This is a genomic window from Psychrobacillus syltrankelensis, from assembly GCF_055454035.1.
This window is the reverse complement of sequence record NZ_CM144227.1, coordinates 1,866,723-1,892,647: the sequence shown is the minus strand read 5'-3', so window position 1 is coordinate 1,892,647 and position 25,925 is coordinate 1,866,723. Positions and strand designations below refer to the sequence as shown.

Here is a 25,925-nt window from a genome sequence, read left to right as displayed (position 1 = left end):
AGCGAGGATGACACTTTTTCTTTATAATAGGAATGATATAGACTTAAACGAACGAGGTGAGCTCGATGTTTGATCGATTACAATCGGTAGAAGATCGTTATAATAATTTAAATGAATTGCTTAGTGATCCAGATGTGGTGAACGATACAAAAAAACTAAGAGATTATTCAAAAGAGCAATCAGATTTGCAGCCAACAGTAGATGCGTATCGTGAATACAAGGATGCAAAAAGTCAATATAATGACGCAAAACTGATGTTAGAGGAAAAGCTCGATGCGGATATGCGTGATATGGTAAAAGAAGAAGTAAATGATTTGGAAAGCCAAATTACAGAACTGGAAGAGCGTCTTAGAGTGTTATTAATTCCAAAAGATCCGAATGATGATAAAAACGTTATTATGGAGATTCGCGGAGCAGCTGGTGGAGACGAAGCGGCATTATTTGCAGGTAATTTATTCCGTATGTATAGTAGATATGCAGAAACTCAAGGCTGGAAAATTGATATTATGGAATCCTCTCCAACAGGGCTTGGTGGATTCAAAGAAATTATTTTCATGATTAATGGAACTAATGCTTATTCTAGAATGAAATATGAAAATGGTGCCCATCGTGTACAACGCGTACCGGAAACAGAGTCTGGTGGCCGTATTCATACATCTACCGCAACAGTTGCTGTTCTTCCGGAAGCGGAGGAAGTGGATGTCGATATCCATGAAAAAGATGTTCGTGTAGATACATTTGCATCTTCTGGAGCGGGTGGTCAATCTGTTAATACGACTATGTCTGCTGTTCGTATGACGCATTTACCAACAGGCATTACAGTTTCTATGCAAGATGAAAAATCGCAAATTAAAAACAGAGAAAAAGCTATGAAAATTCTACGTGCTCGTGTTGCAGATAAATTCCGTCAAGAAGCTCAAGCCAAATATGATGCCGTTCGTAAATCTGCTGTAGGTACTGGTGACCGATCGGAGCGGATTCGAACATATAATTATCCACAAAATCGGGTGACGGATCACCGCATCGGGTTAACTATTCAAAAGCTCGACCAGATCTTAGAAGGAAAGCTAAATGAAATAGTGGATGCATTAATATTAGAGGACCAAGCAGAAAAATTAGAAAGAATGAATGATACTAATGTGTAAAACAACTTATGAGGCCCTAACCCGGGCTTCTTCTTTTTTAGAAGAGAATAATCGAGAAAAAGAAGTGGCTCGTTATTTGTTGCAACATGTTTTGAAAAAAAACTATTCACAATTAATGTTCGCAATGTACGACGAATTATCCACAGAAGAATTTCATACGTTTTGGTCATATGTTGAAGAACATGCTACCGGGCGACCTTTTCAATATATTATCGGACAGGAAACCTTTTACGGTCGGGATTTCTTTGTAAATGAAAACGTATTGATTCCTCGTCCAGAAACAGAAGAATTAATAGAAGAAGTAAAAAATCGTGTAAAAACCCTTTTCGATGCAAATAAAATCTTGCAAGTCGCTGATATAGGTACTGGAAGCGGAGCGATTGCGGTCACGATAAAAAAAGAAATCCCTAATGCAGAAGTTACTGCAACCGATATATCCGAGCAAGCACTTGAAGTGGCATTGGAAAATGCACAGCTATTGGATGCAGAAATCCATTTCAAGAAAGGCGATTTACTAGCTCCAATTTCACTTCAAAAATGGGATGTTGTATTATCTAACCCGCCTTACATTGGTTTGCGCGAAGCAGAAACACTTTCAGATACAGTAATTGATTATGAGCCACATCTAGCCTTATTTGCAGAAGAAGATGGATTGCAATTGTATCGAAAAATGGCAGAGCAGCTACCTTCTATGATGAACGTACCTAGTTTCATAGGTTTTGAAATTGGTTATGAACAAGGAGTAGCGGTGCAAAATATGCTCCAAACTGCATTTCCTAAGGCCTTGGTAGAAGTAGTCCAAGATATTAATAAAAAAAATCGTTTTGTTTTTTGCACAATTACTGAATAAGTTATGAATCTATTGGTAACAATGTTCCTAAGGAGGAATGTTATATGTTACCAGATTATGAGATAAAGAGAGCACCAAGAATTAGCAAGCAAATAGACGCAATTATTTTCTTCGTGTGGATGTTACTTCTTATTCAGTTTTGTTTATTTATATTATTTCAGCCTACCGATCAAGCGGATGGTTTGCGCTTTCGATTAATTGCAAATAGCAATACAATAGAAGATCAACAAATAAAACACGAAGTGAAAAATAGTATTGAGCCTCTTTTAGTCCAATATCAAAATAATCCACAAATTTATACAAAACTTGAACAAGCTGTGGATAAGTTGTCAGAAAAATACGAAAAAGATATTAGTCTTTCCTCAGGCTTAGCATTATTTCCACCCAAAGCATGGAATCAAGGGATAACTGCACAAAATTATGTGGAGTCTGTTGTTATAACAATCGGTAGTGGTCGTGGTGATAACTGGTGGTGTGCGTTGTTTCCGAAAGTATGCTACAAAGAAGAAGTAGTGGAAGAGAAGCCAAAGTTTTGGGTTTGGGAATGGCTGAAAAAGAAGTTTTCCACATAATTATCCACAAAAACAATATAGTTATCAACAAAAATGTGGATAAATACCGTAGAAAGGAGAAAATAATAGATGAAAACACAAATTGTAAGTGTGGATAACTTATCCACAAAAACGGAAGGTTATGCACAAGCTGTGAGTTTGTTAAAAGCAGGAGAAACTGTCGCTTTTCCAACAGAAACAGTATATGGATTAGGTGCAGATGCGACAAATGAAAAAGCAGTGAGCAAAATCTTTGAAGCAAAAGGCAGACCTCAGGATAATCCACTTATTGTGCACATCGGAGAAAAAGTGGAAATAGAAGCTTTTACAATGAATATTCCACAAATAGCAAAGGATTGCATGGATGCTTTTTGGCCAGGTCCACTCACACTTGTCCTCCCTCTGAAGCCAAATACACTAGCAAAGAATGTATCCGCTGGACTAGATTCTGTAGGGGTTAGGATGCCTGAACATCCGGTGGCACTTGAATTACTGAGACGTTTAAAACTTCCAGTTGCTGCTCCGAGTGCAAATAGAAGTGGAAAACCAAGTCCTACGAAAGCTGCTCACGTATTCCATGACTTAAATGGGAAAATACCTTTTATAGTAGACGGTGGTGCGACAGGAATCGGTCTAGAGTCGACAGTATTAGATGTCACATCCAAAGTGCCGACGATTCTTCGTCCAGGTGGAATTACAAAAGAGATGCTTGAAAAAGTAATCGGACAAGTAAATGAATCCATGCCGACAGATCAAGTAGAGGCACCTCGAGCACCAGGAATGAAATATGCACATTATGCCCCGAATGCACCTGTATACTTGATTTACAATTCCAAAGAAACTGTACAAAATGCAATAGAAAAAATACATAAAAATCTTCAAAAGGTAGCATTAATTGCAAGAGAGCAATTTGGTAATTGCGAGGCGGATTACTTTTTTTCTTTAGGAAAAGAGAATCAGCTGGAAGATGCAGCACATCTATTATATGAAGCATTAAGAAGTTGTGATGAAACGGATGCAGATTTAGTCCTTGTTCCTGTCTTCTCAAAAGAAGGAGTTGGAGCAGCTATTATGAATCGATTAGAAAAAGCTGCAAACGGCAACTGGTTTGATAAGTAATTTCGTTTCTCTGGGTTATTCGACCGATTTTATTCTGAATTCAACCGATTCCTTGTTATATTCGACCGTTTCTAGTAGAATGCGACCGATTATCAGTATTTTTCGACCGATTCACTTATTTTATCCATACCAAGATAAGTATACAACGTTAGCAGTGTATTCTCCCCTATCTAATTGCATATAGTTAATTATGCAAAAGGACGGGGGAGATTTTTTTGTGGCGTGAAATTTTAGCTGGTGTTTTAATGTCAGTAGATGTACTTATATTGTTTTCGCTTGTTCCTTATCGAAAACAAGTCTTTACGATTGCTGCGTGGGTAGCGTCATTACATATGCTTTTTCCTTTAATTGGATACTATGCTGGTATCGTCGTGCAGAATTATTTGCAACATGCAAGTCCTTATTTATCCGGGGTACTTTTATCGCTAGTAGGATTACAAATGATTATTACACAATCTCCTAAACAAGTGCCGCTATTATCTCCTTATCTTCTCGCAATAGTTGCTAGTATTGATACCTTTTCAGTAAGTATTTCGTTTGGTATGCTTAAAGTAGAAAAGCTTATTTTTATTTTAAGTTCAGGGATCTTTTCTTTTTTAGGAGTATTTATTGCACAAAAATTCATTATTAAGCACACATTTATGGACCGAGCTATCATTATGAGATTAGCAGGACTCGTTATTTTAATAATGGGAGTTTTAACTTTACGAAATATTTAACAATATTTAAAACATTTATAGGACTAAATATTATATACTAGAGATGGGGAAATAGAACGATGAATATTTTATTTGTTTGTACGGGAAATACATGTCGAAGCCCAATAGCTGAGGCGTTATTAAAGTCTCGTGATTTAGAAAATGTGGAAGTTCGTTCAGCAGGTATTTATGCATTGGACGGTGGAAGCATGTCTAAAAATGGGCAGTTAGTATTAGAGAATGCATCGATACCGATTACTCATTCTTCGACTTCGATAAATAAGCAAATAGTAGATTGGGCAGATCTCATATTAACGATGACAGATTCCCACAAACAATCAATCCTTCAAATATTCCCGCATACCAAGACTAAATTGTATATGTACACGGAGTTTGTAACACCCCAAAATGTACAAGATGTATCTGATCCATATGGCGGGGATGTGCGTACATATGAAAACACGTTTCAAGAACTAAATGCACTAACAGAAGAATTAGTGAAAAGACTTCGGGGGGATTAAGTATGAAAGAGAAAAAGAAAAAGTATGCATTTGGAATACAAAAGAAGATTGTATTATTTGTCACTATTTTAGCTATCATTACATACTCAACAAGTGCCGTTTTTATCAACTTTGTACAACCACTAATATTTGATGGTGCTACAAAATCACTTAATTTTGAAATAGCAATGTATGCTTTAGGAATTATTTGGTCCGCTATATTAGCTTATTTTTTCAGTGGAGTAATTATCAAGCCCTTATTTAATTTAGAAAAAGTTGCAACACTTGCTTCAGAAGGAAAAATCGGTGTGGACGTAGTTGTACCAAAGTCTAAAGATGAAATCCAATCTGTTGCAGTTGCTTTTCAATCCATGTTAGTGAACTTAAGAGAAATGGTCCAAAGCATTGAAGAAAATTTTGAGAAAACAAACAATACTGTACAACAATTGTCAGAAGAATCGTCTGTCGCATCTGAACAAGCGGAAGCAATTGCTCATACTATTGCACAAATTTCGCAAGGGGCAGAACAATCAGCGGTAGCGGTACAAGACACTGCTGAATCTGTGGAAGATGTAAGAGTACTTGCTTCTAAAGTAAATAAACGTGCGGAAGAATCTTCTGTCCAATCAAAAGAAATGATTGTTGGTCTAGCGCAAACTACAGAAGTTATTGAATCACTTGTAAATGGGATACGAAAAATTGCCTCAGGAAGTGAGTCGGCACTCGGAAATGTACAACAATTAGAAGAAAACGCTGGAAAAGTAGAAAGTATTATTCAGTTGGTGGGGGATATTGCAGCTCAAACGAATTTGCTTGCACTAAATGCATCCATTGAAGCTGCTCGTGCAGGAGAGCACGGAAAAGGTTTTGCAGTTGTTGCAGAAGAAGTTCGTAAACTAGCCGATGAAAGTGCAAAAGCTGTTCAAGGTATTTCCGAATTAATCCTTGCTATTCAAACCGATGTGCAAACAGTTGTACAACAAATGACGAACCAAGTTAGCTTTGCGGTAGGAGAAGCAAAACGAGTATCCGAAACAAACGAAGCAATTGAAGGTATGTCCAATAAAATCCATGATATGGCAGGGTCAGTTGTGGAGATATCAACACTAATAGAACAACAATTATCTAATATTGAAAGTACGGCTCGTCAATCACAAGAAGTAGCTGCAATAGCAGAAGAAACATCTGCAGGTGCTGAAGAAGTAAGAAGCGCTACAGATGAGCAAGCACGCTCCATCGAACAAATTGACCATTTATCTGAAGGGTTGAAACAACAATCAGAAGACTTGTTCAAGGTTATTTGTCAATTCGATCGAACTTCAAAATAACGATGTGTGAAGTGAGAAAATAGTCAATATACGAACTATAAATTTAAAATGTAAGATATAGTTCGTGTTATGTACAGTTTTAACTAAAAACATGAAGGGAAATTAGAGTTTTGACAGAAATTCGTCAATTGTTTTGTAAAGAATGCAATTCACTGTATGTGAATTGTGTTTTTTTATTCTGAAAAATGGTATGATGAATTAGAATTTAAACAGAAATGAGGGAACGAGTTGAAAATAGCCATTTCTTCCGATCACGGTGGTAATAACCTACGTAAAGAAATTATTCAACAGCTAGAAGAGCTTGGATTATCCTATGAGGATTTCGGTCCAACTAATGATGATTCAGTCGATTATCCCGACTTTGCGTTTCCAGTTGCAGATGGTGTTGCGAGTGGGAAATTTGATCGCGGAATATTGATTTGTGGTACTGGTATTGGAATGTCAATTGCAGCAAATAAAGTAAAAGGTATTCGTTGTGCATTAGTACATGATGTATTTTCTGCAAAAGCAACGAGATCACATAATGATTCTAATGTCCTTGCGATGGGCGAAAGAGTAATAGGTCCGGGACTTGCAAGAGAAATTGTTGCTACATGGCTTGGTCAAGACTTTGAAGGCGGACGTCATGAGCGACGTGTTGAAAAGATTACGGAACTAGAAAACGCTTAAAGAGGTGATTTCATATGGAAGCAAAAAATTTGTGGAAACAACAAATAGAACAGCTTCTACTAGAAGTGGAACAGCAAGCAATTTTAAAAGAAAATGATTTATTTGTCATTGGTTGTTCTACTTCTGAAATTATCGGCGAGAAAATTGGTACTGCTGGTGGTTTAGAGGTAGCTGAAGTTTTATTTGAACCATTACAAGCATTTGCAAATCGAAATAAAGTTCATTTAGCATTTCAAGGCTGTGAACATATAAATCGAGCAATTACAATGGAAAGAAAAACACAACTTTTCTTTAGATTACCGGAAGTTTCAGTTATTCCTGTTGTCCGCGCAGGTGGCTCTATGTCTGCCTATGCGTACACTCAATTTCAAGACCCTGTAGTTGTCGAGCATGTGCAAGCACAGGCTGGCATTGATATAGGACAAACCCTTATTGGTATGCAGTTGCAACCAGTTGCTGTGCCGATTCGCGTGTCCATAAAACAAATTGGGGAAGCAGTCGTTACGATTGCGAAAACACGTCCGAAGCTAATTGGTGGAGAACGTGCATTTTACGGATAATATTGGAGGAGGAACTAAGAGTGGAGAAAATTTTATCACAAGATCCAGCGGTTTATGAAGCTATGCTGGCGGAGAAAAAGCGTCAACAAGCAAATATTGAGTTAATCGCTTCAGAGAACTTCGTATCCGAAGCAGTTATGGAAGCACAAGGTTCAGTACTTACAAATAAATATGCAGAAGGCTACCCAGGTAAACGCTACTATGGTGGTTGTGAGTATGTAGATGTAGTAGAAAACATTGCTCGTGATCGTTTGAAAGAAATTTTTGGTGCTGAACATGCAAACGTCCAACCACATTCAGGTTCACAAGCTAATATGGCAGTATATATGACTGCTTTGCAACCTGGTGACACAATTTTAGGTATGAATTTGTCACATGGTGGACATTTAACGCATGGTTCTCCAGTAAACTTCAGTGGAATCCAATATAACTTCATTGATTATGGAGTGAATAAAGAAACAGAAACAATCGATTATGAAAATGTTCGTGCAATTGCATTAGAACATAAACCTAAGATGATTGTAGCTGGAGCAAGTGCGTATTCACGTACAATTGACTTCGCTAAATTCCGTGAAATTGCAGATGAAGTAGGAGCTTACCTATTTGTAGATATGGCACATATCGCAGGTCTAGTCGCAGCAGGTCTTCATCCAAATCCAGTACCGCATGCACATTTCGTTACTTCGACAACACATAAAACTTTGCGTGGACCTCGTGGAGGATTAATCTTAACAACTGAAGAATTCGCGAAGAAAATTGATAAAACGATTTTCCCAGGAATTCAAGGTGGCCCACTAATGCACGTAATCGCTGCAAAAGCAGTGGCATTTGGTGAAGCACAACAACCGGATTTTAAAGATTACCAAGCACAAGTAATTGCAAACGCTAAAGTACTAGCAGATAGTTTAACAGCAGAAGGTATTCGTATCGTTTCTGGTGGTACTGACAATCACGTTATGCTGTTGGATGTTTCAGCTTTAGGTTTAACAGGTAAAGTAGCAGAGCATGTCCTTGACGAAGTAGGTATTACTGTCAACAAAAATACTATTCCTTTTGATACTGCAAGTCCATTTATTACATCTGGAGTTCGTATTGGTACACCAGCTGTTACATCACGTGGATTTAAAGAAGAAGAAATGAAAGAAATCGCTTCTATTATTGCAAAGCTTTTGAAAAACCATGAAGATGAAGCAATCTTAAAAGAATCAAAAGAAAAAGTTGCAGCATTAACATCTAATTTTCCATTGTATAATTAAGAGATTAGTAATAAAGGCAGTCGGGATGAGCACATTCCAACTGCCTTTTTCTCTGCAGTAGTATACTCATTTTATACTGCCTTTCTGTCCAGATAAAATTATTTCTGACCGGATAGATAAACTTTGTGATCGGATAAATGAATTTCTGTCCGTATAAAATTTTTTCTGTCCATATAAAAAGTTTTCTGACCATAAAGCTTCTTCTCACCATTTAATACCATTCTTTCTTTCGTAATACAGATTAAATTTCAAATGAATTTATAAAAAGACTATTGGGCAACATGTGAGGAGTATGAAATAAAGCTAATGCAGACAGTCAAGGACAATATTTTTACAAACCTATGACGACAGCAAATAGACGAAATAGTAAGAACGAAGGATTGCTAGTATGTGACCCGTGTTTTTTGTTATAATTAATAGAATTGCAACTAAAACAAGAAGGAGAAATGCCATATGACAAAAATATTTGTATTTGATCATCCCCTAATTCAACATAAACTTACATATATCCGTGATGTAAACACAGGAACAAAGGAATTTCGGGAACTTGTAGACGAGGTTGCAACGTTAATGGCTTTTGAGATTACACGTGATCTACCTTTAGAAGAAACAGAAGTAGAAACTCCAGTCCAAAAAACAAAATCCAAGGTGTTGGCAGGTAAAAAATTAGGTGTCGTACCTATATTACGTGCTGGAATTGGCATGATTGATGGAATATTAAAGCTTATTCCCGCTGCAAAAGTTGGTCATATTGGTCTTTATCGTGATCCAGAAACATTACAACCAGTTGAATATTATGTGAAACTTCCTGCAGATGTAGCTGAAAGAGAATTCATCTTAGTGGATCCAATGCTTGCTACTGGGGGTTCTGCAATAGAAGCAGTGAACTCGCTTAAAAAACGAGGTGCAATACATATTAAGTTTATGTGTTTAATTGCAGCTCCAGAAGGTGTAGAGGCATTACAAAAAGCTCATCCAGATGTGGATATTTATATAGCTGCATTAGATGAAAAACTAAATGATCATGGCTATATTGTTCCTGGTTTAGGAGATGCTGGGGACCGATTGTTTGGAACTAAATAAAAAAATAGTAATTTCCTACTTTAAATTTGTCGATAAAATGTCAAATAGTCAGTATTTGTGAAGAATTTCACTACTTCTAATTGACATCAAATTGCCCCTATTGTATGCTTACAAAGGATATAAAATGATAGGGGTTTCATGCTTGAAATACTTGTCGTATCAACTTTCTACTAGATTCACAGTTTTTACTATAAAAGAAAAAACTTGAGGATTCTTTTATGCGTCCAAATAGACGTCCTTTACAAGGGATAGCAATGTATTCTGCGATTCTCTCACAGCTTGTAGGTTCTATTTTAATAGGTATATTCACAGGAATGTGGGTAGACAGTATCTTTGGAACCACTCCATTATTTCTAGTAATATTTCTTCTTACTGGCCTAGCGGTTGGTGTGATTGCCATTATTACTACCATTCGAAAATACGATTCAGGAGACTAAAGACCCATGCAGGAAATGCAACGTATCTATACGAAGCAAAGAAAGTACATATTTTTTTTGCTCGCAGCATGTGCGCTAGGTTGGGGATTCACCCCATATTCGACAATTTTTGCGGGCTTAGCACTAGGTTCTTTATTTGGTCTGTATAATTTCTGGATTCTAGTTCGTAGAATGGAGAAATTTGATCGTGTGTTAACAGATGGAAAAGGACGAGCAGGTCTTGGTACGACATTTCGCTTCGCATCTGGCGTAGCAGCCGTTGCAATAGCCTTAGCCCTTCCAGAGTATATCCATCTAGTAAGCACTGTTATTGGATTAATGATTCCCTATGTTCTACTTATCGTAGAACGGATTTTGTATTTTGCAAGACACCAACTATGAGATTGTGAAAGAGAGGTGAAACAATCGTGGAACATAAAAATCCAGATTTTGTGTTTCTAGGGATGCATGGTAACTTGTCAAACATATTGATGTTAGCAGTTACAACACTCATCGTATTTTTGATCGCATTTTTTGCGACAAGAAACTTGAAACTGAAACCAACTGGTATGCAGAACTTCATGGAGTGGATTATGGACTTCGTGAAAGGCATTATTAAAAGTAACTTCGATTGGAAAACAGGTGGCCGGTTTCATGTGCTTGGAATAACATTAATTATGTTTATTGCAGTAGCAAACGTATTAGGTCTTCCATTCTCCATATCGTATGATGGTGTGCTTTGGTGGAAATCTCCAACTGCAGATCCTACGGTAACGATGACACTTGCAGTAATGATTCTACTATTAACGCACTATTACGGTATCAAAATGAAAGGTATTAAAGAATACGGAAAAGACTTCTTAAAGCCGCTTCCATTCCTATTACCTTTAAAAATTATTGAAGAGTTCGCAAATACGTTGACACTCGGTCTTCGTCTTTACGGAAACATTTATGCAGGGGAAGTTCTATTAGGACTACTTGCAGGATTAGCAATATCTGGGCCATTTGGTTTTATTGGGGCAATTATCCCAGCAATGGCATGGCAAGGTTTCTCGCTATTTATCGGCGGAATCCAAGCGTTCATTTTCGTTATGTTAACAATGGTTTATATGTCACATAAAGTGTCAGCAGACCATTAATATAACTGTTTAGATTTCTAAACAGAAATAAATAAAAACAAACAACATTCCAAGGAGGAAATTACACAATGGTAGGTTCAGTTGGTCTTTTAGCAGCAGCTATAGCAATCGGTTTAGGCGCACTTGGTGCAGGTATTGGTAATGGTTTAATCGTTTCAAAAACAGTAGAAGGTATCGCTCGTCAACCAGAAGCACGTGGAGCTTTACAAACAGTTATGTTCATCGGGGTAGCATTAGTTGAGGCGATTCCAATTATCGCAGCAGTTATCGCATTCATCGTATTAAACAAATAATAAACATAGACAAGTCTATAATGGCGGAGCATTCCGCCATTCTCTTTATGAACTAGAAAACAATGAACACAATTTATTTTAATAGAAGCAATATCTCTTAATAGCGTTTGAAAGGAGTGAAACAATCGTGTCTTTTGATTACCTTGTACTTGGCGCTAGCCATTTTAACACTTTGGATATCTTTGCTACATTATTTTTCTTCGTTCTACTTTTATTCTTATTGAAGAAAGTAGCATGGGGTCCACTGATGGGTATTATGATTCAACGTGAAGAGTTAATCGCAAGCGAAATCGAAGCTGCTGAAAATAGCCGCCAAGAATCAGCGCGTTTACTTGAAGAACAGCGTGACTTATTAAAAGAAGCACGTACGGAAGCATTAGCGATTGTAGAAAATGCGAAGAAACAAGGCGAAGTATCTCGTGAAGAAATTATTACGACTGCTCGTTCTGAAGCTGCGCGTTTGAAAGAATCTGCTATCCGTGAAATTGATACAGAAAAAGAAAGAGCGATTGCAGCGGTACGAGAAGAAGTCGTTTCACTTTCAGTACTTGCAGCGTCCAAAGTTCTTGAAAAAGAAGTTTCGGAAGAAGATAATCGTGCGCTAATCGAGGCAACGATTGCGAAGGCAGGCGAAGTTAAGTGAGTAATTCAACTGTAGCAAAGCGTTACGCAATCGCATTATTCGAATTAGCACAACAAAAAAACGAGCTTCGTTCTGTTGAAGAAGATTTACGTGAGCTTAAAATTGTCTGGAATAGTAATAAAGAATTGAAGAATCTATTCACTTCTCCAAAGCTTTCCCTAGACAAGAAAAAAGAGCTTATTCGTCAAATTTTTACAAATGCTAATCCAATCGTGATTAATACACTTCTAGTGCTTATTGATAAGAAAAGATTAGGCGAAGTTGGTAACATTATCAATGAATTTATGACTCTTTCCAATGAAGCACAAGGTGTTGCAGAAGCGAAAGTATATTCAACTCGTGATTTAACAGAAGAAGAACGAGTGAACATTTCAACCGTGTTTGCAAAAAATGTTGGAAAACATTCTTTACGTATAGAAAACATTGTAGATCCATCTATTATTGGTGGAATACGTGTTCAAATCGGAAACCGCATTTACGATAGCAGTCTAAGCACTAAGTTAGATCGTTTAAAACGTAATTTGATCGGTTAATATTATGAATTTAGAGAGGTGACATACATGAGCATCAAAGCTGAAGAAATCAGTGTCTTGATTAAACAGCAGATTGAGAATTATGAATCTGAGATGAAAGTTAGCGATGTTGGTACAGTTATCAAAATTGGTGACGGTATCGCCCTTGCTCATGGCCTCGACAACGTCATGGCTGGAGAACTTTTAGAATTCTCAACTGGTGTATTAGGTATGGCACAAAACTTGGAAACGAACAACGTTGGTATCGTTATCCTTGGACCATACACAGACATCAAAGAAGGCGATGAAGTACGTCGAACTGGCCGTATTATGGAAGTTCCTGTTGGTAAAGAATTGATTGGCCGCGTAGTCAATCCACTTGGCCAACCAGTTGATGGACTAGGTCCTATCGCAACTACAAAATCTCGTCCAATTGAAAGTCCTGCACAAGGGGTTATGGCTCGTAAATCGGTTCATGAGCCACTTCAAACAGGTATTAAAGCAATTGACGCGCTTGTACCAATCGGACGCGGACAACGTGAGTTAATCATCGGTGACCGTCAAACAGGTAAAACAACTGTTGCGATTGATACTATTCTTAACCAAGCAGACCAAGATATGATTTGTGTTTACGTAGCAATCGGTCAAAAAGAATCGACTGTTCGTAATGTTGTTGAAACACTTCGTAAAAAAGGTGCTCTAGACTACACAATCGTTGTTACTGCATCTGCATCTCAACCAGCTCCATTATTATACTTAGCTCCTTATGCGGGTGTAACAATGGCAGAAGAATTTATGTTCGAAGGCAAGCATGTGTTAATCGTTTATGATGATTTATCTAAACAAGCTGCTGCATACCGTGAACTTTCATTACTACTTAAACGTCCTCCAGGTCGTGAAGCATATCCAGGGGATGTATTCTACTTACACAGCCGTCTACTTGAGCGCGCTGCGAAGTTAAATGAAACATTAGGTGCAGGTTCAATCACTGCATTACCATTCGTTGAAACACAAGCGGGAGACATCTCTGCTTACATTCCAACAAACGTAATCTCGATTACAGATGGTCAAATTTTCTTACAATCTGATTTATTCTTCTCTGGTGTACGTCCTGCGATTAACGCTGGTTTATCCGTATCCCGTGTAGGTGGATCAGCTCAAATTAAAGCAATGAAGAGTGTTGCGGGTACGCTACGTCTTGACTTAGCTGCATACCGTGAACTAGAAGCATTCTCTCAATTTGGATCAGATCTTGACGCTGCAACTCAAGCAAAACTTAACCGCGGTGTTCGTACTGTAGAAGTATTAAAACAAGACTTGAATTCTCCTATTAAAGTAGAAAAACAAGTTATGATTTTATATGCTTTAACACGTGGCCATTTAGATGATATCCCAGTTAAAGATATCAGTCGCTTTGAAGCAGAGTTATATAGCTGGTTAGATACAAACCACACAAACGTTTTAGATCATATTCGCACGACTAAAGCTCTTCCTTCAGATGAAGACTTAACAAATGCAATTTCTGCATTCAAAAAGACTTTCGCTAAATCTGAATAATTCTTTTGTCTAAGTGAAAAAAACGATAAGGTGGTGAAATACCAGTGGCATCATTACGCGACATTAAAAGTAAAATTACGTCAACAAAGAAAACAAGTCAAATTACCAAAGCTATGCAAATGGTTTCTGCTTCTAAATTGAATCGTGCGGAGGAAAATGCGAAAGCATACGTTCCTTACATGTCTAAAATTCAAGAAGTAGTAGGCGCAATTGCAACAGGAACTAGCGACGGAGCACATCCAATGTTAACTTCTCGTCCTGTGAAAAAGACGGCATATCTTGTTATTACTGCAGATCGTGGCTTAGCTGGTGCGTATAATAGTAATATTATCCGTGCAGCATCTAATGCAATAGCGGAGCGACATTCTTCAAAAGATGAGTATGTGATCTTAGCAATTGGTCGTATGGGACGTGACTTCTTCGCAAAACGTGGTTCTAATGTAATCGGAGAAGTAATAGGTTTACCAGATCAACCTGCTTTTTCTGATATTAAAGAAATAGCGCGCAGAGCTGTTGGTATGTTCACAGATGGTACATATGATGAACTTTATATGTACTATAACCACTTTGTCAGTGCCATCTCTAGTGAAGTAACAGAGAAAAAGGTACTGCCACTTACGGATATTGCAGTAGAAACAGGCACAACTGCTTCTTATGAATTCGATCCTTCAGCTGAAGCGATTCTAGAAGTGTTACTTCCGCAATATGCGGAAAGCCTAATTTTTGGTGCATTACTCGATGGTAAAGCAAGTGAACATGCTATGCGTATGTCCGCGATGAAATCTGCAACAGACAACGCAACTGACTTAATTGGTAACTTAACATTAGTTTATAACCGAGCACGACAAGCGGCAATTACACAAGAAATTACGGAAATTGTTGGCGGTGCAGCGGCTCTAGAATAGTAAATGAAAGAAAAGTAAGACAGGAGGGAACAGTAGTGAACAAAGGACAAGTACTACAAGTAATGGGTCCAGTTGTTGACGTTAAGTTTGACAACGGCCAATTACCAGCTATTTATAATGCATTAACTGTAGCGATTGAACGTCCAAATGAAGCGCCTACTACGTTAACGTTAGAAGTAGCTTTACACTTAGGAGATGACTCTGTTCGTACTATTGCTATGGCATCAACTGATGGTCTTAAGCGTGGTACAGAGGTATTTGATGCTGGTGCAGCAATTTCTGTTCCAGTTGGTGACGTAACATTAGGACGTGTATTCAACGTACTAGGCGAAGTTATCGACTTAGGAGAAGAGGTTCCAGCGGGTGAGCGTCGTGATCCAATTCACCGTCAAGCTCCAACATTTGAAAACCTTTCAACAGAAGTTGAAATTCTTGAAACAGGTATTAAAGTAGTAGACCTTTTAGCTCCATACATTAAAGGTGGTAAAATCGGTCTATTCGGTGGTGCCGGTGTAGGGAAAACGGTTCTTATCCAAGAACTTATTAACAATATTGCGCAAGAACACGGTGGTATTTCGGTATTCGCTGGTGTTGGTGAGCGTACACGTGAAGGAAACGACTTATTCCACGAGATGAGCGATTCTGGCGTTATTAAGAAAACAGCAATGGTATTCGGTCAAATGAATGAGCCACCTGGTGCACGTATGCGTGTTGCTTTAACTGGTCTTACAATGGCTGAATATTTCCGTGATGAACAGGGTGCAGACGTACTTTTATTCATCGATAATATTTTCCGTTTCACTCAAGCAGGTTCTGAGGTTTCAGCACTTTTAGGTCGTATGCCTTCTGCTGCTGGTTACCAACCAACTCTTGCTACAGAAATGGGTCAATTACAAGAGCGTATCACGTCAACAAACACTGGTTCAGTTACATCTATCCAAGCGATTTATGTACCAGCCGATGACTATACGGATCCAGCTCCAGCAACAACATTCGCTCACTTAGATGCGACAACAAACTTAGAGCGTAAATTATCTGAGATGGGTATTTACCCAGCTGTGGATCCTTTAGCTTCTTCTTCTCGTGCGCTTTCACCAGAAATCGTAGGGCAAGAGCATTATGATGTAGCACGCCAAGTGCAATATACATTACAACGCTACAGAGAGCTTCAAGATATCATTGCAATCTTAGGTATGGATGAATTAGGCGATGATGACAAGTTAACGGTTAACCGTGCTCGTCGTATTCAGTTCTACCTATCTCAAAATTTCCATGTTGCAGAACAATTTACAGGTCAAAAAGGTTCATATGTTCCAGTTAAAGAAACAGTTCAAGGATTTAAACAAATTCTTGAAGGAAAATTTGATCACCTTCCAGAAGATGCTTTCCGTTTAGTTGGACGCATTGAAGAAGTTATTGAAAAAGCGAAAAGCATGGGCGTAGAAGTATAATAAATCGGACCAGGAGGTAAAAATATGAAGACACTTACAGTCAATATTGTCACTCCCGACGGCCCGGTATACGATTCTGAAGTCGACATGATCATCGCCAAAACAGCATCCGGTGAAATCGGTATTTTACCTGGTCATATTCCAACGGTTGCGCCACTTGTTATTGGTGCCGTTAAACTGAAAAAAGATGGAAAATCCGAGTACGTAGCAATTAATGGAGGATTTGTGGAAGTTCGTCCTGAAAAGGTTTCTATCCTTACACAATCAGCCGAAATTGCTTCAAATATCGATGTAGCTCGTGCAAAAGAATCGATGAAACGTGCAGAAGAACGTCTTCAAAGTAAGCAAGATTCAACAGACTTTAGTCGTGCTGAACTTGCCTTGAAGCGTGCGATGAATCGTATCAACGTTTATGAGGGTAACATTTAATCTTATTCAGTTATTAATTAATGAATAAGATTTAAGACCTCTGGTGAATGCCACAGATTTTGTAAGGGAGTTAATCGTGTCTGCACGATACAAAATCTAGTCTCTTAGCCAAGGTAATTTGATTTATATGAAAAACAAACGGGCAGAACTAGTTCTGTCCGTTTTTATCATATTAAGAGCAACATCGATGAAACGCTGGAAAGTCTTCACATCAAGATCCAAAAGTTGGGAAGAGAAAACGTAGCAGTAGAAGATTCAAAAAAGAAGTTTATTAGAGGTTTGAAGGAGGATAAAAGTGGGTTTATTAAATGGAGAGCAGGCAATTATTGCGATTTTAGCCAATGTATTTTTTATAGGTATATCGTTTTATGCACTTCAAGCGCTTATGGTTGAAAAAGTTATCAAAAAAAACCATGTGTTTCAAGCTCAGTTATTTTATATCTTAGCTAGTATAGCAATAGGATCGACTGTAGCTAATTTTTTCTTAAATGTAACAGCTTGGTCTAATCAATTCCAGTTTTTATTTCAATAAGCGATTCTATATGCTCATGCAAATATTGGAGAGGTTTGTATGAGCATGTAGAATCTCCTCAAATTTCCTGGGAAATATTTTGTCAAATATGTTTATGTGAGGCTTACGAGGGTAATTTAAGATTATCTACACGAAAAGACAGGGTATAACGTATACTATAGCATTAGAAAAATTACGAAATAGTCGATGAAAATAGTGTTTTAGATGCTTGTATATACGCGAAATTCGTTGTATGATGTATATTGTTTTGAATTCCTAATAATGACATCATACATATTTCATTTATATAAAAGCAAATGAGGATAATGAACGCGGAGGGAAAGAAGTGGATAAAATCGTTGTTAAAGGCGGTCAAACTTTAAGAGGCAATGTTCGAGTTGAAGGTGCGAAAAATGCGGTACTACCAGTACTAGCAGCAGCTTTACTTGCATCCAAGGGAGTAAATGTAATAAAAGATGTGCCAACACTTGCAGACGTTTTGACAATAAATGAAGTACTAAAAAGCTTAAATACAAAAGTTAAATATAATCCAGAGAACAATGAAGTTATAATTGACTCTCAAGAAAGACTCTCAAGTGAAGCACAATTTGAGTATGTGCGGAAAATGCGTGCATCAATACTGGTAATGGGTCCCATTTTAGCGAGAAATGGCTTTGCACGCGTGGCACTTCCTGGCGGGTGTGCTATTGGCTCTCGTCCAATCGATCAGCATTTAAAAGGTTTTGAAGCAATGGGTGCCGAAATTTCATTTGGGCATGGCTTTGTGGAAGCTAAAACAAGCGGTCGATTACAAGGTGCTAAAATTTATTTAGACGTGCCAAGTGTTGGAGCTACAGAAAATATTATGACTGCAGCGGCGCTTGCAGAAGGTATTACTACAATCGAGAATGCTGCAAAAGAACCGGAAATTGTCGATTTAGCAAACTTCATCAATGAAATGGGTGGAAAAGTTAAAGGTGCTGGAACTGACACAATTCGCATTGAAGGAGTAACTGAACTTCACGGTACGGAACATCATATCATCCCAGATCGTATTGAAGCTGGAACATTTATGGTTGCAGCAGCAATTACAAAAGGTGATGTGCTTATTGAAAATGCGGTCCCGGAACATATGACGGCTCTCATCTCAAAAATGCAAGAAATGGGCATTGAAGTAACTGAAGAAAATCAAGGACTTCGTGTACGCTCTATAGGTAAACTTAAATCTGTAGATATTAAAACGATGCCTCATCCTGGTTTCCCGACAGATATGCAATCTCAAATGATGGCATTAATGATGACTGCTCATGGAACAGGTATCATCACGGAAACAGTATTTGAAAACCGTTTTATGCATGTAGAAGAATTCCGTCGCATGAACGGTAATATGAAAATTGAAGGACGTTCTGTTATTATGGAATCACCTTCTAATCTACAAGGCGCAGAAGTTGCAGCAACCGATTTACGCGCAGCAGCAGCACTAATCATCGCTGGCCTTGTTGCAGAAGGAATAACTCGAGTAACCGAACTATATCATTTAGATCGCGGCTACGTCGATTTCGACAAAAAACTTGCAGCACTTGGTGCAGATATTGAACGTATCGGTAGCGAGAGCCCAGAGAAAGCAATTCAACTTGTATAATATATGTAAAGCACTGTGCATCCATACATGCATGGTGCTTTTTTTCGATAAAATATTGGTTTAACGGCAATTGGTTGCTTTCGTTGTCGAAATGATTGCTTTCACCTAACATTATTATGTCGCTTTGCAAGTAAGAATAGTTGCTTTAGTTATTGAAATGGTTTCCCTTGCCTTTTATTTCCTCTAAAGACTTTAGTTTAATGGTGTATTTTCTGTTTCTAGACTCCCCAGATTTCATTAGTAAAGGACTTTTTAATATTTTTGTTGCTTCATGTTTATTGTTAAGATTTAAGAATTGTTGACATTCTTGATTTGAAATTATGTTTTTAAATACTAGGAAGTAATCTACAAGCGCAGTTTCATGTGCATCTCTATGAGTAACTCTGCATTTTGGACAATACCAACTTCGAATGACTTTTTTCATACCCATTAATCCACAATTTATGCATTCTACTCCTTTTCGAATTGAATCAGGATTTATACCATAGTATTCGGTTAATGGAAATGGATGAAAATCGGTATTTGCATTTAGGAGATAATTTTTTAAGGTACCCAGTTGGATCTCGTTGATATAGGGAGTAATAGCTTGAATATTTCTTATATAAGGTTTAATTCCTCGTCGGGAAAGGACGGTTTTATTAGCTGGGGGGACTTTAATATAGCTTGTTGGAAAAGCAAAGACAACAGCACTGTAGATCGGTAAATTAATACCAATTGCTCGGAAAAGTAAATTCAGTTGGTAAACATATTCTTCTAATTGAAGAACTGGGCTTTCATAAGAGTGAGTTACATTTGTATCAAGTTTTCTTAGCAATTGTTGGTCCGTAAATGTAATCTCTCCTTTAATATTCTTTACTTCCAAAACTAATGCATAGTACGGGGTAACTAATAAAATATCTACTTGAAAAAGTGATTCCGCATATAAAGAGAGATTATGAAAAACAAAGAACTTGTAGGGCAATTTCAATTGCTCCATCATTTTCATCACCACTTCTTCTCCAATTTCACCAGCTAGATTTTGATAGTACTCCTCTTTAATCATTGAATATTTTGGATGATTTCTCGACAATCGTTTATGGAGAGAATGTAGTGCTTTTACGTATAGGGAAGCTGAATATTTTTTTACTATCATTATGTCACCTCACACAAAGAGTATCATATTTTACGAGAAGATAAAAATCACGAGAATTCCATTTTCGAAGGGTGTTTTTCCTTAAATGCAGTTTGGAAATCTCATTATCAACAGTAAAAAGGCATCAAAATTCCATTTTGGTATTTTCACAAATAAATTGGTTGCTCAAAGAATTTATTAGTTGCTTTCATAGGAATTTGATTGCTTATGATGGTGTATTAGTTGCTTTCATTAGAGAATTGGTCTCCCTTATCCACATTACGTTATTTTATGGATAATATTTCCTAGAAAAAACCTCGCAAAGCTCATCGCAACACTCGTTCATTTTCCCACAACCTTCTGCATATAGTACCTCTATGAAACAAAACATTATCTTATTATTAATTTGCATTAGTCTCTTGTTTTTACCGTTTTTACTAATCAAAGAAAAGCATGAAGCGAAACCCGCACCTAAGTTGGAACTAGATTATGAAATTGAATGTCCAATACTAATCGAAGTGAAAGGGGAACTTAAAAAAATTCCTCTCGAAACGTATGTTTTAGGAGTTGTTGCTGCAGAAATGCCGATTTCTTTTCATGAGGAAGCATTAAAGGCGCAATCGATAGCTGCGAGGACGTATGTTTTGCGAGAGACGAATTTCGGAGAACACGCTATTTCCAAAACGGTGCAAAAGCAAGTGTATGCAAGCGAAGAGGAGCGCAAAAAAAGGTGGGGTGCATCCTTCGATGAGTATGAATCTAAACTTCAAAACATTGTCTCATCCACAGAAGGAGAAATAATTGTATATAAGGATCAGCTAATTACGGCAATGTTCTTTTCGTCGAGTAATGGGCAAACGGAAAGCGCGGAAAGTTACAGCGGTAATGCTATTCCTTATTTAGTTTCTGTCCCAAGCAAAGAAGAAGAACTTTATGCACCGAATGTTAAAAAGAAGTATGAATTCACAAAGAAAGAATGGGCAAATGCTTTTGGAATGAAGTGGTCGGATAATATACCGAATACATTTCAAGTGATCAAGACGGATTCAAACCGTATTAAATCAATTCAAATTGGCGGCAAAACTTGGTCAGGCAGAGAGGTACGAGCATTGCTTGAGCTACCATCTACTGATTTCACTGTTACATTTCAGAGTGATAAAGTTGTAGTAGAAACGGTTGGATATGGGCATGGTGTTGGTATGAGTCAATATGGAGCAGAGGTGTTGGCACATGATTCTGTGAAAGCTCATGACATTTTACTACATTATTATAAAGGAACAGAAATAAAAACTTTCTCAACATGTTTAAAATCTCCTACAAATGCAAAGAATAGCAATTGAGGTGATGAAAATGAGAGAAGAACAATCGAACAAGCCTTCTCAGAAGAATAAAAATCCGAAAAAGCCGTGGTTTTGGCCACTAATTTATGCGGGATTTTCGGTAGCATTCGTTGGAATGATTTGGGGTTACAATGTGTTTGTAAACACGGACACAGCGGGGGAATGGTCTAAAGCTGGAGATCCAGATAAAGTAACCATTGAAACCAATGCCCAAGCAGAATCCATGAAATATCCTTTCAAAGAGACTCTGCGTGATAGTATCGAAGTTGTACAGCACTATTATGACATGGATGCCGATGAAGCGACACGTGAAAAATCATTACTAGTGTTCAATCAAACGTACGTAACTAGTACTGGTGTTTCTTTATCTATGAATGGCGAACCATTTGAAGTACTAGCTGCAATGAGCGGAAAAGTAGAAGAGGTAAATTTAGATCCGTTTGAAGGGGATGAAATTATACTCTCCCATGCAAATGGTATGCAAACAAAATATCGTTCTGTCACTGGCATTCTAGTAAAAGTCGGAGATGTAGTAGAGCAAGGACAAGCACTAGCAACATCTACTGAAAATGAATGGAACCCTACTGCAGGTGTTCACTTACAATTTGAAGTTTTAGAAGACGGCGTTCCAATCAATCCAGAATCAAAACTAGCGTTTTAATTTAATCTAGCTATCTTTTTACGATTCATAAACACACAATTCAGCTGGGATTCAAATGCTTATTGTAGAAAATGACATTCATAAATCCCCATACGTATGCATAAAGTGATGAAAAGTGTTCCTTTACTAACGAAAGGAAGAGTTAGTGCACGAAACGATACGTCATAGATGCATACGTCTTGGTGAAATGGTAATCGAAACTAAGAAAACTGTCCGTGCCATCGCGAGCACAACCGGTCATTCAAAAAGCACAGTTCATAAAGATTTGACGGAAAGACTCCATTTAGTAGATCCGCAATTAGCTAAAGAAGTAAAAGAAATTCTTGCGTATCATAAATCGGTCAGGCATTTGCGAGGTGGAGAAGCCACGAAACGAAAATGGAAAACTAAAAAGGAAGATGGGAAAGGTCGTGATTTGTAACGAATCACGGCTTTTTTCTGTTTCTTAGTACCACTAATTAATCGTGACAGGTCTCTAATATCCATTAAATACCATTCCTGCGTATATAAAGGGTACTTAATTTTTGTTATCAACTGAACTTTGGAAAAGATTCTAGTACAAAGGTATTGGTCACTCTTAAATACATACAAACCATTAAGAACCTTGATAAATAGCGGTTAATATGTCAATAAAAAAAGTGTATTTATTCCAAAACTATGATAAAATTATAAGTTAGAGACACATCGAAATATACATATAAAATGGTTTTAACAGGGAAGGAGAAACACTGTTAATGTTTGCTAAGGATATAGGAATCGACTTAGGTACTGCGAACGTATTAATTCATGTAAAAGGAAAAGGGATTGTTTTAAATGAACCATCCGTTGTTGCGATAGATAAAAATACAAATAAAGTGCTTGCGGTAGGTGAGGAAGCACGACAAATGGTAGGTAGGACTCCTGGTAATATTGTTGCAATCCGTCCACTAAAAGATGGAGTAATTGCAGACTTCGATGTAACGGAAGCAATGCTTAAGCACTTTATAAATAAACTAAATGTAAAAGGTTTTTTATCCAAACCTCGTATATTAATTTGCTGTCCTACAAACATTACAAGTGTAGAACAAAAAGCAATTCGAGAAGCAGCTGAAAAATCCGGTGGTAAAAAAGTGTATTTGGAAGAGGAACCTAAAGTAGCTGCAATTGGCGCTGGAATGGATATTTTTCAACCAAGCGGTAATATGGTTGTCGATATCGGAGGAGGCACAACAGATGTAGCCGTACTTTCTATGGGAGATATCGTTACTTCTGAATCTATTAAAATTGCTGGAGATGTTTTTGACAATGACATCCTTCAATATATTAAAAGAGAGTACAAGCTTTTAATTGGTGAACGAACAGCTGAAAATATTAAAATTGAAATTGGAACTGTTTTTCCTAATAGTCGACATGAAGAAATGGATATTCGTGGACGAGATATGGTTACAGGTCTTCCTCGCACAATTACAATACATTCGGAAGAAATTGAAAAAGCATTACGTGAATCTGTATCAGTTATTGTACAAGCCGCAAAAAATGTTTTAGAAAAAACACCTCCAGAATTATCTGCGGATATTATTGATCGTGGAGTTATTATTACGGGTGGTGGAGCTCTTTTACATGGTATGGATCACCTTCTTGTGGAAGAATTGAAAGTACCGGTATTTGTAGCGGAAAATCCAATGGATTGTGTTGCGGTTGGAACAGGTTTAATGTTAGATAATATTGATAAAATCTCAAGAAGATAATAAAATCGTTTGACTGTAATAAAGTTCTCCAGCGTCAAGCTAGATAAGCAAAGCTGGAAAGTAAAAAGAGTGGGGGTTTCCAAATGTTTCGTGGTTTTTATACAGTTGCATCCGGAATGATTGCGCAACAGCGTAGAACGGAATTACTTACAAATAATATGGCAAATGCAAATACGCCTGGATATAAAGCAGATCAATCGGTAATTAGATCGTTTCCAGAAATGTTTTTATCAAAACTTGGACCATCTAGTATACCGACTGAAGCGCCTATTAAAGGTAAATATGCAACAGGTGTCGGAGCTGTTGGAACTGGCATTTATATGCAGGAAACCATTCCGCTATTACAACAAGGACAACTTCAAGGTACCGATTTAAATACAGATATAGCGTTAATTGATGGTGAACTTCCTAAAGACGTGCAAACTGGCCAAACTGGCGCTATTTTTTATCGTTTACAGCATCCAGTTGAAGGGGAAGCTTACACGCGTAATGGAAGCTTCACATTGGATCCTGGAGGCTTTTTAACGAACGCTCAAGGGTTATTTGTACTCGATTCGAACGGACAGCGTATACAGCTACAAAATGATGATTTCCGTGTTGCAGACGATGGCCAGATTTATGTTAATGATCAAGCAGTTGCACGAATCGGTGTTTCATTTGCTGCGCAACCAGAAAAATTATTGAAACAAGATAATGGATTATTTAAAACTGTTGATGGGTCAAATTTGCCTTCTGCTTACAATTCAGCAAACGTCAGTTTTTCGATGCAACAAGGATATATCGAGCGTTCGAATGTCGATTCTGCTAGAACTATGACTGATTTGCTAACAGCTTACAGAGCTTTTGAAGCAAATCAAAAAATACTGCAAGCATATGACCAAAGCATGCAAAAAGCGGTAAACGAAGTAGGACGCGTGAACTAATAAAAGATATAGTTCTTAATCGACTAGAAGCATTTTTAATATAGAAAAGAGGTCATCTTGATTGTTACGCACAATGATTACTGCTACTAATACAATGACGCAGCTTCAAAGTCAGTTAGATATAATAGGGAATAATCTTGCTAACTCCAATACACATGGCTATAAAGCGAAGGATGTTAAGTTTCAAGAGCTACTTTATCAACAATTTAATAATGACAAATTGGATAAGGTAGAACGTCAATCTCCTATAGGTATTCGATATGGAGTAGGAGCTTCACTAGCACAAGCGACAATGAATTGGAAACAAGGAAGCTTACAATCTACTGGTCGAGATTTAGATTTTGCTTTCCAAGAACCAAAACAATATTTTAACGTGTTAATGCCAGATGGTGAAAACGGGCAACAAACAGCGTACACACGTCAAGGTGCTTTTTATGTCTCACCGATGGAAAACGGTAACTTAATGCTTGTAACTGGCGATGGCTATCCAGTGGCTGATGCAACGGGACAAGCAATAACTATACCAGATAACGTTTCAAGCTTTGCTGTAAATGAAACAGGAATACTAACTGCAAACTATCCAGATGGTTCCACTGTAAAAAGAGAATTAGCAGTTTCCGTTTTACAAAAACCACAGTTAATGGTACAACTTTCTGAGACTTATATTAAGTTGCCTAATAATCTGGCGGAGTTAGGTGTAAATGCACAAGATGTTGTCACGAACCTTCAAGGTGCCAATCGCAATCAAATCTCCGTTACGAATCAAGTATTGGAATTATCTAATGTAGATATTTCAAAAGAAATGACCGAGTTAATGAATGCACAGCGTTCATATCAATTTAATGCAAGGTCAATAACGTTAGCAGACCAAATGATGGGTCTTATTAATGGAATAAGATAATTTTC

At 37.5% G+C, this 25,925-nt stretch carries 30 protein-coding genes; 29 read left to right on the top strand and 1 reads right to left on the bottom strand.

The features are described 5' to 3' along the window. Positions 1 to 65 precede the first annotated feature (65 nt). The 23 genes from prfA (at position 66) to murA (ending at position 19,257) form a co-directional block, all read left to right on the top strand. Positions 66 to 1,145, top strand: coding sequence for a peptide chain release factor 1 (gene prfA / locus ACTSKG_RS09120; RefSeq protein WP_464757869.1), 1,080 nt, complete (start codon positions 66 to 68; stop codon positions 1,143 to 1,145). After that, on the top strand, positions 1,138 to 1,995 hold the full coding sequence (gene prmC, locus ACTSKG_RS09115) for a peptide chain release factor N(5)-glutamine methyltransferase (protein WP_464757868.1): 858 nt from the start codon (positions 1,138 to 1,140) through the stop codon (positions 1,993 to 1,995). Before prfA ends, prmC begins: the two co-directional genes overlap by 8 nt. 44 nt (positions 1,996 to 2,039) lie before the next feature. Next, the gene (locus tag ACTSKG_RS09110) at positions 2,040 to 2,567 is read left to right on the top strand and encodes a stage II sporulation protein R (protein ID WP_464757867.1); all 528 of its coding nucleotides are present in this window, start codon (positions 2,040 to 2,042) and stop codon (positions 2,565 to 2,567) included. Positions 2,568 to 2,636: 69 nt separating this feature from the next. Beyond that, positions 2,637 to 3,665, top strand: a complete 1,029-nt coding sequence (locus ACTSKG_RS09105) for an L-threonylcarbamoyladenylate synthase (protein WP_464757866.1) — start codon at positions 2,637 to 2,639, stop codon at positions 3,663 to 3,665. A gap of 215 nt (positions 3,666 to 3,880) precedes the next feature. Further along, positions 3,881 to 4,384, top strand: coding sequence for a manganese efflux pump MntP (locus tag ACTSKG_RS09100; RefSeq protein ID WP_464757865.1), 504 nt, complete (start codon positions 3,881 to 3,883; stop codon positions 4,382 to 4,384). A gap of 59 nt (positions 4,385 to 4,443) precedes the next feature. Beyond that, on the top strand, positions 4,444 to 4,884 hold the full coding sequence (locus ACTSKG_RS09095; RefSeq protein WP_464757864.1) for a low molecular weight protein arginine phosphatase: 441 nt from the start codon (positions 4,444 to 4,446) through the stop codon (positions 4,882 to 4,884). A gap of 2 nt (positions 4,885 to 4,886) precedes the next feature. Next, complete coding sequence (locus ACTSKG_RS09090) at positions 4,887 to 6,191, top strand: methyl-accepting chemotaxis protein (protein ID WP_464757863.1); 1,305 nt, start codon at positions 4,887 to 4,889, stop codon at positions 6,189 to 6,191. 228 nt (positions 6,192 to 6,419) lie between these two features. Then, the gene (gene rpiB / locus ACTSKG_RS09085) at positions 6,420 to 6,860 is read left to right on the top strand and encodes a ribose 5-phosphate isomerase B (RefSeq protein WP_464757862.1); all 441 of its coding nucleotides are present in this window, start codon (positions 6,420 to 6,422) and stop codon (positions 6,858 to 6,860) included. Between the two features lie 14 nt (positions 6,861 to 6,874). Next, a complete protein-coding gene (locus tag ACTSKG_RS09080; RefSeq protein WP_464757861.1) occupies positions 6,875 to 7,420 on the top strand; it encodes a TIGR01440 family protein in 546 nt (181 codons plus the stop codon). 20 nt (positions 7,421 to 7,440) lie between these two features. Next, the gene (locus ACTSKG_RS09075) at positions 7,441 to 8,676 is read left to right on the top strand and encodes a serine hydroxymethyltransferase (protein ID WP_464757860.1); all 1,236 of its coding nucleotides are present in this window, start codon (positions 7,441 to 7,443) and stop codon (positions 8,674 to 8,676) included. A gap of 453 nt (positions 8,677 to 9,129) precedes the next feature. Next, a complete protein-coding gene (upp, locus tag ACTSKG_RS09070; protein ID WP_464757859.1) occupies positions 9,130 to 9,759 on the top strand; it encodes a uracil phosphoribosyltransferase in 630 nt (209 codons plus the stop codon). 218 nt (positions 9,760 to 9,977) lie between these two features. Then, positions 9,978 to 10,196 (top strand): AtpZ/AtpI family protein, encoded by a 219-nt coding sequence (locus tag ACTSKG_RS09065; protein WP_464757858.1) that lies wholly within the window; start codon positions 9,978 to 9,980, stop codon positions 10,194 to 10,196. A gap of 6 nt (positions 10,197 to 10,202) precedes the next feature. Then, a complete protein-coding gene (locus ACTSKG_RS09060) occupies positions 10,203 to 10,577 on the top strand; it encodes an ATP synthase subunit I (protein WP_464757857.1) in 375 nt (124 codons plus the stop codon). A gap of 26 nt (positions 10,578 to 10,603) precedes the next feature. Next, positions 10,604 to 11,314, top strand: coding sequence for a F0F1 ATP synthase subunit A (atpB, locus tag ACTSKG_RS09055; protein WP_464757856.1), 711 nt, complete (start codon positions 10,604 to 10,606; stop codon positions 11,312 to 11,314). 68 nt (positions 11,315 to 11,382) lie between these two features. Beyond that, complete coding sequence (atpE, locus tag ACTSKG_RS09050) at positions 11,383 to 11,607, top strand: F0F1 ATP synthase subunit C (protein WP_053590520.1); 225 nt, start codon at positions 11,383 to 11,385, stop codon at positions 11,605 to 11,607. Positions 11,608 to 11,734: 127 nt separating this feature from the next. After that, the gene (gene atpF / locus ACTSKG_RS09045) at positions 11,735 to 12,250 is read left to right on the top strand and encodes a F0F1 ATP synthase subunit B (protein WP_464757855.1); all 516 of its coding nucleotides are present in this window, start codon (positions 11,735 to 11,737) and stop codon (positions 12,248 to 12,250) included. Beyond that, a complete protein-coding gene (locus ACTSKG_RS09040) occupies positions 12,247 to 12,783 on the top strand; it encodes a F0F1 ATP synthase subunit delta (RefSeq protein ID WP_464757854.1) in 537 nt (178 codons plus the stop codon). Before atpF ends, ACTSKG_RS09040 begins: the two co-directional genes overlap by 4 nt. Positions 12,784 to 12,810: 27 nt before the next feature. Further along, on the top strand, positions 12,811 to 14,319 hold the full coding sequence (gene atpA / locus ACTSKG_RS09035) for a F0F1 ATP synthase subunit alpha (RefSeq protein WP_464757853.1): 1,509 nt from the start codon (positions 12,811 to 12,813) through the stop codon (positions 14,317 to 14,319). 44 nt (positions 14,320 to 14,363) lie between these two features. Beyond that, a complete protein-coding gene (gene atpG / locus ACTSKG_RS09030) occupies positions 14,364 to 15,224 on the top strand; it encodes an ATP synthase F1 subunit gamma (protein WP_464757852.1) in 861 nt (286 codons plus the stop codon). 35 nt (positions 15,225 to 15,259) lie between these two features. Further along, positions 15,260 to 16,675 carry a F0F1 ATP synthase subunit beta gene (gene atpD / locus ACTSKG_RS09025; protein WP_464757851.1) on the top strand — a complete coding sequence of 472 codons (1,416 nt, stop codon included), beginning with the start codon at positions 15,260 to 15,262 and terminating at the stop codon, positions 16,673 to 16,675. Positions 16,676 to 16,699: 24 nt separating this feature from the next. Further along, positions 16,700 to 17,104, top strand: a complete 405-nt coding sequence (locus tag ACTSKG_RS09020) for a F0F1 ATP synthase subunit epsilon (RefSeq protein ID WP_464757850.1) — start codon at positions 16,700 to 16,702, stop codon at positions 17,102 to 17,104. Between the two features lie 295 nt (positions 17,105 to 17,399). After that, positions 17,400 to 17,636, top strand: a complete 237-nt coding sequence (locus ACTSKG_RS09015; protein ID WP_464757849.1) for a DUF1146 family protein — start codon at positions 17,400 to 17,402, stop codon at positions 17,634 to 17,636. Between the two features lie 325 nt (positions 17,637 to 17,961). Then, positions 17,962 to 19,257 carry a UDP-N-acetylglucosamine 1-carboxyvinyltransferase gene (murA, locus tag ACTSKG_RS09010; protein WP_464757848.1) on the top strand — a complete coding sequence of 432 codons (1,296 nt, stop codon included), beginning with the start codon at positions 17,962 to 17,964 and terminating at the stop codon, positions 19,255 to 19,257. Between the two features lie 145 nt (positions 19,258 to 19,402). Here murA and ACTSKG_RS09005 read toward each other — a convergent pair whose 3' ends face one another. Further along, a complete protein-coding gene (locus ACTSKG_RS09005) occupies positions 19,403 to 20,389 on the bottom strand; it encodes a nuclease-related domain-containing protein (protein WP_464757847.1) in 987 nt (328 codons plus the stop codon). A 356-nt stretch (positions 20,390 to 20,745) separates the two neighbouring features. On the opposite strand from ACTSKG_RS09005, the gene spoIID reads away from it, so the two are divergent. The 6 genes from spoIID to ACTSKG_RS08975 all read left to right on the top strand — a co-directional run bounded on the left by spoIID (position 20,746) and on the right by ACTSKG_RS08975 (position 25,920). Next, positions 20,746 to 21,708, top strand: coding sequence for a stage II sporulation protein D (spoIID, locus tag ACTSKG_RS09000; RefSeq protein ID WP_464757846.1), 963 nt, complete (start codon positions 20,746 to 20,748; stop codon positions 21,706 to 21,708). 10 nt (positions 21,709 to 21,718) lie between these two features. Then, positions 21,719 to 22,369 carry a peptidoglycan DD-metalloendopeptidase family protein gene (locus tag ACTSKG_RS08995; RefSeq protein ID WP_464757845.1) on the top strand — a complete coding sequence of 217 codons (651 nt, stop codon included), beginning with the start codon at positions 21,719 to 21,721 and terminating at the stop codon, positions 22,367 to 22,369. A gap of 145 nt (positions 22,370 to 22,514) precedes the next feature. Then, a complete protein-coding gene (locus ACTSKG_RS08990) occupies positions 22,515 to 22,790 on the top strand; it encodes a sporulation transcriptional regulator SpoIIID (protein ID WP_053590508.1) in 276 nt (91 codons plus the stop codon). Between the two features lie 313 nt (positions 22,791 to 23,103). After that, entirely contained in the window at positions 23,104 to 24,096 is a 993-nt protein-coding gene (gene mreB, locus ACTSKG_RS08985; protein ID WP_464757844.1) for a rod shape-determining protein MreB, read from the top strand. A gap of 83 nt (positions 24,097 to 24,179) precedes the next feature. After that, the gene (locus ACTSKG_RS08980) at positions 24,180 to 25,019 is read left to right on the top strand and encodes a flagellar hook-basal body protein (RefSeq protein WP_464757843.1); all 840 of its coding nucleotides are present in this window, start codon (positions 24,180 to 24,182) and stop codon (positions 25,017 to 25,019) included. Between the two features lie 61 nt (positions 25,020 to 25,080). Next, the gene (locus tag ACTSKG_RS08975) at positions 25,081 to 25,920 is read left to right on the top strand and encodes a flagellar hook-basal body protein (RefSeq protein WP_464757842.1); all 840 of its coding nucleotides are present in this window, start codon (positions 25,081 to 25,083) and stop codon (positions 25,918 to 25,920) included. Positions 25,921 to 25,925: the final 5 nt, after the last annotated feature.